This window comes from Calidithermus terrae (genome assembly GCF_003574345.1).
Taxonomy (GTDB): Bacteria; Deinococcota; Deinococci; order Deinococcales; family Thermaceae; genus Calidithermus; species Calidithermus chliarophilus.
This window is the reverse complement of the sequence record NZ_QXDL01000221.1, coordinates 1-6,294: the sequence shown is the minus strand read 5'-3', so window position 1 is coordinate 6,294 and position 6,294 is coordinate 1. Positions and strand designations below refer to the sequence as shown.

General features: G+C 62.3%; 7 protein-coding genes. 4 read left to right on the top strand and 3 right to left on the bottom strand.

All coding sequences use genetic code 11. The features are described from left to right. The 4 genes from Mterra_RS17875 to Mterra_RS22020 all read left to right on the top strand — a co-directional run. Positions 1 to 1,652, top strand: a 1,652-nt coding sequence (locus Mterra_RS17875; RefSeq protein ID WP_147372922.1) for a CHAP domain-containing protein, incomplete at its 5' end; no start/stop codon positions are given. A 59-nt stretch (positions 1,653 to 1,711) separates the two neighbouring features. Next, the gene (locus Mterra_RS22025) at positions 1,712 to 2,305 is read left to right on the top strand and encodes a hypothetical protein (protein ID WP_147372921.1); all 594 of its coding nucleotides are present in this window, start codon (positions 1,712 to 1,714) and stop codon (positions 2,303 to 2,305) included. A gap of 63 nt (positions 2,306 to 2,368) precedes the next feature. Further along, positions 2,369 to 3,016, top strand: coding sequence for a hypothetical protein (locus Mterra_RS17865; RefSeq protein WP_119316381.1), 648 nt, complete (start codon positions 2,369 to 2,371; stop codon positions 3,014 to 3,016). Positions 3,017 to 3,171: 155 nt separating this feature from the next. After that, positions 3,172 to 3,795: a hypothetical protein gene (locus Mterra_RS22020; RefSeq protein WP_147372920.1), complete on the top strand. Its 624-nt coding sequence runs from the start codon at positions 3,172 to 3,174 to the stop codon at positions 3,793 to 3,795. Between the two features lie 83 nt (positions 3,796 to 3,878). On the opposite strand, the gene Mterra_RS17855 is transcribed toward Mterra_RS22020, so the two are convergent. The 3 genes from Mterra_RS17855 to Mterra_RS17845 all read right to left on the bottom strand — a co-directional run. Then, positions 3,879 to 4,769, bottom strand: coding sequence for a YhjD/YihY/BrkB family envelope integrity protein (locus Mterra_RS17855; RefSeq protein ID WP_119316379.1), 891 nt, complete (start codon positions 4,767 to 4,769; stop codon positions 3,879 to 3,881). A gap of 19 nt (positions 4,770 to 4,788) precedes the next feature. After that, on the bottom strand, positions 4,789 to 6,054 hold the full coding sequence (locus Mterra_RS17850) for a glutamate-5-semialdehyde dehydrogenase (RefSeq protein ID WP_119316378.1): 1,266 nt from the start codon (positions 6,052 to 6,054) through the stop codon (positions 4,789 to 4,791). A 35-nt stretch (positions 6,055 to 6,089) separates the two neighbouring features. Continuing rightward, positions 6,090 to 6,294: PUA domain-containing protein (locus tag Mterra_RS17845; protein ID WP_338025083.1), on the bottom strand; the 205-nt coding region annotated here is incomplete at its 5' end.

The following is a 6,294-nucleotide window of genomic DNA, read 5'->3' as shown; positions in this document are numbered from 1 at the left end:
ACCACGGGGCCTTGGTCCGGGGCCGGTACCAGAACGACAACACCCTGCTGGTGGATTACGTCAGGATCGTGGACGAGCGCGACCCCAGCCCCAAGCCCGACGACCGTAAGGACCTGGTTTTCGATAACTTCGTGCTGCGGCCAACGACAGAGAGCCCGCTGGGGCCTGAACCCGCCCACCAGGGACCCTCCCGCAGCCCCGTTCCTAGCCCCTCCAGCCCTTCTCCCAGCGCTCCCAGCGGCACAGGCGATCCGCGCCGGGGCACGGACTGGGATGGGCTTGAGAAGGCGGTCCTAAAAGCCTTACCGGAAGCCGCCAAGAAAATGGGCAAGCCTTCTAACCCCGAAGCCGTTCGCCACTTCATTCCCCATGTTAGGACAATCCTGGAAGCCAGCAAAAACGCCGGGGTTACCGACCCTGCTCACATTGCGTACATTGTCGCTACTGCGGCCTGGGAATCGAACATGGGAAGATCGCTGACAGAGCTTTACAGTGGAGCTTCCGCATACGCGTATTTCGAGGCGAAGTACGGGCCAAATCCTAGCATTTGGGAGGATGACTACCGGATTTATGGCCTACCCAGGAACAACTCCGCGCGGCTCCAGCGATTCCTCGAGGAGCGCAGGCAACGCAACCTCAACGAGCTGAAGAATACCCAGCCGGGCGACGGTTACAAGTACCGTGGCAGGGGATACGTTCAGATCACCGGCAAAAGCAATTACATGAAGTGGCAACAGATTATTGAGAAAGAGGGATTTACCATCAATGGCATCACTCCGAATATCGTCGAAGATCCGGATGCGGTAGTTCGATACCCTGAACTGTCGGCATTAATCCTCGTGGAAGGAATGCGTGCCGGGACTTTCCGTCCAAGGAGGCAAGCTCCACAAAACTCCCTCGACGGTCGCTTGCCAAAAGGAAAGCAGCCCGACCTTCAAGACTTCATAGGGGCAAGGCAAATTGTCAACATAGGCCATGGCGAAGAGGAAGTAGCCCTAGGCGCAAAGCTGCTATATACATCCCTGGGGGAGATAAATAAACCCGAGCCTGGCGAGGTTGAGGGTTTGGTGGTACGTCCCCTCGCGGAGCGACAGAAGCTCTCGGACTCCAAGGCTGACGGCTTGACTAAAGAGGAGTGGGACGAGCAGGGTAAAGGAATCCCTATAGGGTCACTCGACGGGGTTGAAGGGTTCTACCACGGGCTAGCAGAAGGTGACTCTTACGGCCCTAACTATTTGAATAAAATATACATGGGGCAAAAATGGCAGTGCGTGGAGTTCGCCCGTAGGTATTACTGGCTTATCTACGGCCATACGCTAGATGCTTTGGGTAGAAGTGGCGGCGCCATCAAGATGTACACAGAGGGCCTCAAAGACGGGGAGATGGGCTACTCCGGCCTGACGCAGTACCTCAATGGCAGCCCCACTAAGCCCCGCAAGGGCGACCTTATGGTGTTCGCTACAGGGAGCTACGGCCATGTGGCCGTGGTAGCTGAGGTATCCGATAAACACGTCACTGTGGCGCAGCAAAACGTGGGCATTGAGTTTACGACCAACTTTCCTTTGAAGAAGACTATCGAAAACGGGAAAGAGTGTTGGATCGTAGAGCCGTACAAGAACTTTGTCCCCAGGTGCTGGCTCAGAAAGGTATAGAAATGAGGTACCGCAGGCTGGTCGTCTGCATAGGCATAACCGTAGGCATAGCCCTGGCCGTGGGGGCCCTCACCGTCTCCCGGCGGCCCCCAGCCGGGCACACGCCGCTGTTCGGCACCGCCGGCTCGCTGCGCGGGACCGCCTTCTGCCGGAAATACGGCTGCGAGTATGAGGGGGCACACGAATCTACCGTATGGAGGAATACCGTTTTTCACCATCTAAAACTCTTGTATGACTCTGCGAGAAATCCTATAGATGATGACTACCGCCCTGGCACCGTAAAAGCAATGATCGCAAGAAACAGCAAGGGTCAAATCATCCAGGCTGAGCTGGCGTTCTTTAGTGAAAACAATCGTAAAGGCTTTGATAACCAGTTTGACTACAACATAGCATGGGACTTCATGCTTCTAATGGTGGGTAAAGTGAAGGTTTTCCAGGATACAGGTCCGGCCGCCATCTTCGCTGGTGTATGTGTTACTGGACTTGACGGGCGCTACATGGAGAAATTCATGTTGACCAAGGGGCGCCTTCCGGACGGTACGCCCTACTTTATCTATTGCCTCTCGCTGGCAAAACCGGATGCCGCGCACGCGTTCAACAACACCATCGTTTGGACGGTCAGCATGACCGACGAGGAGTACCGCAGGCGCTGAGCTGACAAAGGACTTTGACCAGAGAGACTCGAGGGTGTCCTACTGGGCCCAGAAGGAGTGAACATGAGGCACCGCGGCTTGGTCGTTTGCATAGGCATAACCGTAGGCATAGCCCTGGCCGTGGGGGCTTTGACCGTCTCCCGGCGGCCCCCAACCGGGCGCACGCCCCTGTTCGGCACCGCCGGCTCCCTGCGCGGTACGGACTTCTGCCGGAAGTACGGCTGCGAGTATGAGGGGGCAGAGAAATTTGCTGGATGGGTTGATCAAGTCTTCCACTTTTTCAGGCTTCTTCGCGACTCCGCGGAAAGACCCTTCGACCAAAAGTATCTTCCCGGAACGGCAAAGGTAATGCTCAGGAAGGATCTCGAAGGACGAATCGTCCAAGCCGAGCTGATACTTGTTAATGAAAACAATCCCAAGGGCTTTGAAACTAGCAATGACCCTAATATAATCCGGGACTTCATGCTCCTCATGGTCGGCAATTTGGGTGACTTTCATAATGCCCCAACGGCTGTTTTCAGCCGTTTATGTGGAACCGACATCGACGGGCGCTACATGGGAAAATTCATGTTGACTAAAGGAGAGCTCGCGAAAGGTTCGTCCTACTTCGTTTACTGCCTATCGCTGATGAAGCCGGATTCCACGCACACATTTAACAACAGCATCGTTTGGACGGTCAGCATGACCGACGAGGAGTACCGCAGGCGCTGAGCTGACAAAGGACTTTGATAGCCACCAAACCCACTTCCTTTACTGCCCGCTTGATATGGAGGAAAGCCCTAGCTTAGGCCTGCCCTCGAGTTCAAAGGTGGGAGATGGAGAGCAGGGGACTCGAGGGTGCCCTACTAACCCAAGAAGGAGCAACCATGAGGTACCGCAGGCTGGTCGTCTGCATAGGCATAACCGTAGGCATAGCCCTGGCCGTGGGGGCCCTCACCGTCTCCCGGCGGCCCCCAGCCGGGCACACGCCGCTGTTCGGCACCGCCGGCTCGCTGCGCGGGACCGCCTTCTGCCGGAAATACGGCTGCGAGTATGAGGGGGCAGAAGGTATAGGTATAGGAAAGGTCCTTCACTTCTTCAGGCTTCTGCACGATTCTACAAGAAGGTTTTCTGACCCGGCACTGGTAACGCTCGTGAAAGATCTTGAGGGGCGGGTTATTCAAGCCGAGCTGCGTTTATTCGGTACCGATAACCCCGAAGAAATGCCAAGAATTATTGATCACCGCATGGTTCTGGACTTCATGCTCCTCATGGTTGGCAACCTGGGCGGTTTTCAGGATGGCCCAGCTCCCTTCTTCGCCAGCCTGTGCGGGGCCGATAGGGACGGGATCTACATGCAGAAATTCATGCTGACCAAGGGGCAGTTCCCGAACGGCACGCCCTACTTCGTCTACTGCCTTTTGCCGGAGGAGTCGAGCGCCGCTTACGCCCCTGACAACAGCATCGTTTGGACGGTCAGCATGACCGACGAGGAGTACCGTAGGCGCTGAGCTGTCGAGGTATGAAGCCCAGCTCGAGCCCGACCCTCGAGCTCAGGACCGGGGCTCGGCACAGCCGTTCGACCCCGCCTCGACTACCCTGCCTCGGAGAGCCCCCGGGCCAGCACCGCGCCCACCAGCAGGATCCACATGGTGAGGTAGAAACCCACCATCGCCAGCAGGAACCCGGCGATGGGGCCGTAGAGCACCTCGTAGTACTGGGCACGGGGAAGGAGCAGGGGCAGCCCCAGCCGCATGCCGTCCCAGGCCAGGGCTGCCGCTCCCGCCGCGACTACTGCGGCGCCGAGGCGGGGGGCGGGCAGGGGGAGCAGGGTGTAGGTGACGAGGAAGAGCAGGAAAGCGCCCAGCAGGGGCAGGGCGAGCTCGAGCCCCCCCCGCAGGATCCCCAGCTCGGGGGGCAGGTAGCGCAGCAGGAAGGACAGCGCCAAGCCCCCCAGCGCCAGCAGGATCAGGGCCAGGCCCAGCAGCAGCGGGGCCAGCAGGGCGAGCACCCTCGAGCGCACGTAGCGCCAGACTCGCTGCCCGGCCCGCAGCAGCTTCTGCCCGGTCATGGGGGTGTAACCCTCCATGGGCGTGGGCAGTTCGGCCTGGTGCAGGTGGGGCGAGAGCCCGCCGAAGATGATGCCCAGCGCATAGGCCAGCGAGGCGAAGAAGCCGCTCGAGGCCCACAGCAATACCAGCAAGCTGCCCAGCGTGATCGGGAAGGCCCCGCGGGTGAGAAAGCTCACCAGGCCGTTGGCGAGCTCGGGCTGGGTGGGCAGCAGGTAGACGGTGAGCTCGACCAGGCGCACCAAAAAGGCGTCGCGCAGGCCCTCGTTGCCCGAGAGCACGAAGCCGAAGACCCCCACCAGCAGGAACAGCAGGGGCATCAGGCTGAACAGCGCGTAGTAGGACAGGGCCGCGGCGAAGAAGGGGATGTGGGCGTTGGTGTAGGCCCGGACCATCCGGGAGAGCCGGGGGTTCATGGCGCGGCGTGCTCGGGCCTCACTCCCGCACCTGCCCGTCGCCCAGCGCGACCCACTTGGTGGTGGTCAGCTCGCGCACCCCCATCACCCCGTAGGCGTGGAGCTTGCTGGTGGAGATGCCGATCTCGGCGCCCAGGCCCAGCTGGAAGCCGTCGTTGAAGCGGGGCGAGGCGTTGACGAGCACCAAGGAGGCGTCCACCTCGCGCAGGAAGCGCATGGCGTGGGCGTGGTCGTTGGTGCAGATGGCCTCGGTGTGGCGCGAGCCGTAGCGGGCGATGTGGGCGAGGGCCTCCTCGAGGGAGTCCACGACCTTGAGGGCGAGGATGAGGTCGAGGTACTCGGCCGACCAGTCCTCCTCGCCGGCCGCCTTGACGCCCGGCAGGAGCTCGCGGGTGCGCTCGCAGCCGCGCAGCTCGACCCCGGCTTGGGCCATGGCGGCCTCGAGGCGGGGCAGGAACTCGGGCGCGGCGGCCGCGTGGACCAGGACCTTCTCGAGCGCGTTGCAGGTGCTGGGCCGCTGGGCCTTGCCGTTGACGGCGATATCCACAGCCTTATCCACAGCCGCGCCGTCGTCCACGTAGAGGTGGTTGACCCCCTCGGCGTGGGCCAGCACCGGCATGCGGGCCTCGCGCTGCACGAGCTCGATGAGCTCCTTGCCGCCGCGGGGGATGAGGAGGTCAAGCAGGCCGCCCAGGTGGCACAGCTCGAGGATGGCCGCGCGGTCGGTGGTGGGGACGAGCTGGACGGCCTCGGCGGGGAGGCCGGCCTGCTGCAGCGACTCCTGCAGCAGGCGCACGAGCGCCTGGTTCGACCCGAAGGCCTCCTTGCCCCCGCGCAGCACGATGGCGTTGCCCGCCTTGAGCGCGAGGGCGCTGGCCTCGACGGTGGCGTTGGGGCGCGACTCGTAGATGAAGCCGATCACGCCCAACGGCACCCGCATGCGGCCCACCTGCAGCCCGTTGGGGCGCAGGGTCAGGCCCTCGACCTCGCCCACCGGGTCGGGCATGTCGGCCACCTGGAGCAGGCCGGCCACGAGGTCGTCGCGCACCCTGGGCGTGAGCCTGAGGCGGTCCAGCTTGGCCTTGGAGAGCCCCGTGGCCTCGGCGGCCTCGAGGTCGTGGCGGTTGGCGGCCTCGAGGGCGTCCCAGTCGCCGTGTAGCCGTGCCGCCGCCCGCCGCAGGGCCTGGGCCTTGGCCGCCGGCGAAGCGCTCGCCAGCCTCCGGGCGGCCTCCCTGGCCCGCTGGGCCATCTCCGCGATGGAACGGTGCCCGATCTCGCCGATCATGCCCTCGAGTTTACCCGAAGCCCCGGGCCACTTCCTCAGGGGCTGAGCGCGGCCAGCTCGCTGGCGAGGGCGAAGTAGTCGCGGTGGATCACCTCGTCGGAGTGCTTGTAGCCCAAAATGGCCTCGAGGTCGCGGCTCTTGGCCCCCTTGACGCGCTCGATCTCGGCGGAGCTGTAGTTGACCAGCCCCACCCCCACCAGGTTGCCCTCGGGGTCGAGGCAGCTTCGGGGTGGGGGAGCC

What these genes read in the sequence shown, in the direction of transcription:
- Mterra_RS17865 (WP_119316381.1), top strand. Translation starts at nt 2,369, where the DNA reads ATGAGGCACCGCGGCTTGGTCGTTTGCATAGGCATAACCGTAGGCATA.
- Mterra_RS17850 (WP_119316378.1), bottom strand. Translation starts at nt 6,054, where the DNA reads ATGATCGGCGAGATCGGGCACCGTTCCATCGCGGAGATGGCCCAGCGG.
- Mterra_RS17855 (WP_119316379.1), bottom strand. Translation starts at nt 4,769, where the DNA reads ATGAACCCCCGGCTCTCCCGGATGGTCCGGGCCTACACCAACGCCCAC.
- Mterra_RS22020 (WP_147372920.1), top strand. Translation starts at nt 3,172, where the DNA reads ATGAGGTACCGCAGGCTGGTCGTCTGCATAGGCATAACCGTAGGCATA.